At 53.6% G+C, this 1,956-nt stretch carries 3 protein-coding genes; all 3 read right to left on the reverse strand.

Annotation, left to right across the window (positions count from 1 at the left end):
- Window positions 1-10: 10 nt before the first annotated feature.
- A complete protein-coding gene (locus H0248_RS19260) occupies window positions 11-694 on the reverse strand; it encodes a virB8 family protein (RefSeq protein WP_180787134.1) in 684 nt (227 codons plus the stop codon).
- On the reverse strand, window positions 687-827 hold the full coding sequence (locus H0248_RS21945) for a hypothetical protein (protein ID WP_009635182.1): 141 nt from the start codon (window positions 825-827) through the stop codon (window positions 687-689). Before H0248_RS21945 ends, H0248_RS19260 begins: the two co-directional genes overlap by 8 nt.
- Before the next feature lie 89 nt (window positions 828-916).
- Window positions 917-1,948: a type IV secretion system protein gene (locus H0248_RS19270; protein WP_180787135.1), complete on the reverse strand. Its 1,032-nt coding sequence runs from the start codon at window positions 1,946-1,948 to the stop codon at window positions 917-919.
- Between the last annotated feature and the right edge of the window lie 8 nt (window positions 1,949-1,956).

Here is a 1,956-nt window from a genome sequence, read left to right on the forward strand (position 1 = left end):
TTTTTCAGCATCATTCGCTCCTCAGTTCTTTATCGCGCTGGTAGCTGGTGACGATAAAGCCCAGCGGGTTCACTTCCCGCTGGCTGTCCGTCAGTTGCTGATGCGGGACATAGCGGTAAGTGAGGCGGATATTCCAGAAGTCTGTTTTCACTGAATTATCAGAAATACGGCGGAGGGTGCGCTTAATACGCAGTGTTGCCAGGTTATCCGGCCCGGTGGCAGGCGCATGCACATTAGAAATAATGTCGATATAGACGACATATTCGGCTTTATTAAAAACAACGTCCGGTGCCTGGTCACCGTTAAACCCGTCCAGATAATCCCGGTTCACACTGTGGCTGTTAAATAACTGTACGTCGTCGTAATCACGCTGGAGGGAGAAATAATTATACCCTTCGCGGAGTCTGACATAGTGTGCCGCCAGTGCATGGGCCAGCGCTTTTTCAGACGCAATATCCCGCTCTTTAAGGCGGGTCATATACTCATAACGGCCGGTCTGTTTATCCACCGACCATAATTCAATGTCAGTGGTTTTCAGCGGCAGCAGAATAATCATGGCCGTAATTGCCAGTGCAGCCAGAATCAGCCCGGCAGCGGCCACCCGCCAGGCAGTTTTGCGGGAACGCTCTTCCTTTTCCAGCAGGATGGATTCAAAAGAGCGCGAGACATTAATGATGTGCTGAATATCAGACATGGTGAGTCAGCTCCTGGATCATGGCGGGGGAATTCACCGGCTGGGGATCGCCGGACACCGGCGGGAGGTCGCCCTGATGCTGCGCGCAGCCCGTAAGCGCGCACAGCACCAGAAGCAAGATGCTGAATTTCATGGAAGCCTCTTATCGGATAAATGCAGGAAAGCCGCACCGCTGGCAGAGGCCACGGCGTGACGGAGAAAAGAAATTAGCGGTCGGGAGGATTAACGGTGACGCTGCTGATTCTGGCGTTTCATGCTTTCAATGGCGGTGGTACGTTTCTGCCAGGCGCTCACGGCTTTGCCCGCCCCTGCGGCAATGAACCTGCCGGTTGTCGCGGCTGCGGCCATGCCACCTTTGGCGGTCAGTCGGCCTCCGGCCTTTATGCCGGGTCTGGCGACGTCGGCAGATTTGCTCGCCAGCGCGCTCAGTCCGCTCATCGCAGCCCCCTGTAACACAGCCTGCACGGCGGCACCGCTTAGCGCAGTGGCTATTTTCGCTGAAAAATACACCACGACGCCTGCGGCAATCCCGGCCAGCAAACATTGTGCCGCCAGGGTCACCATATTGCTTTCAGCAGACGTTGCTGTGGCGGCATCCAGTATTGTATTCAGGTAGTTGATGGCGATCCGGACAGACAGGGCAGAGAACATGATCGTTAAGATTGCGGTAAATATTGTTTTCAGCCAGTTATCAAACATGGGTTTAAGAAAACCGTACAGCAGGCAGAAAATAAAGAGTGGGGCGGTGGTGGTCATTAACAGAATGGTGATTTCGGCGAGCAGGTTGACAAAGGTTGCAGCCAGTAACAGAACGATTGCTCCGCCCCAGACCAGCACCTCGGCAAAACCGCCATTCACTTTAACGTAGGTGGAGGTATCGAGATTAAACAGCGTTTGCCCCAGCGCTTGTGCCTTTTCCCACACCGTGTCGAGCAGCGCCCAGACATTATCATCGCCGCTGATGCCGTCCTTAAGCCCTTCAATGGCCGCAATGATGGCATCCAGCCAGCCATCGCGGTTTAAAACAAAGGTGGTGATCAGCAACATGCGGCCCACATCCCAGACAACATCTTCAACCGGTGTCTGGAGTTTGCCGCCAAGCGTCTGATACCCGCGATACGTAATAAATAGGGTGAAGGAACTGACGATAATCACACTGATTAGGGTGCCGTAGGTAGAAGACTGACCTTCTAACACGGCATTGAGTCCATCCATGATGTTTTTGTCCATACCAACAAAAATACCACCGGACATGGTGCCTC

This window comes from Pectobacterium brasiliense (assembly GCF_013449685.1).
Taxonomy (GTDB): Bacteria; Pseudomonadota; Gammaproteobacteria; order Enterobacterales; family Enterobacteriaceae; genus Pectobacterium; species Pectobacterium brasiliense_A.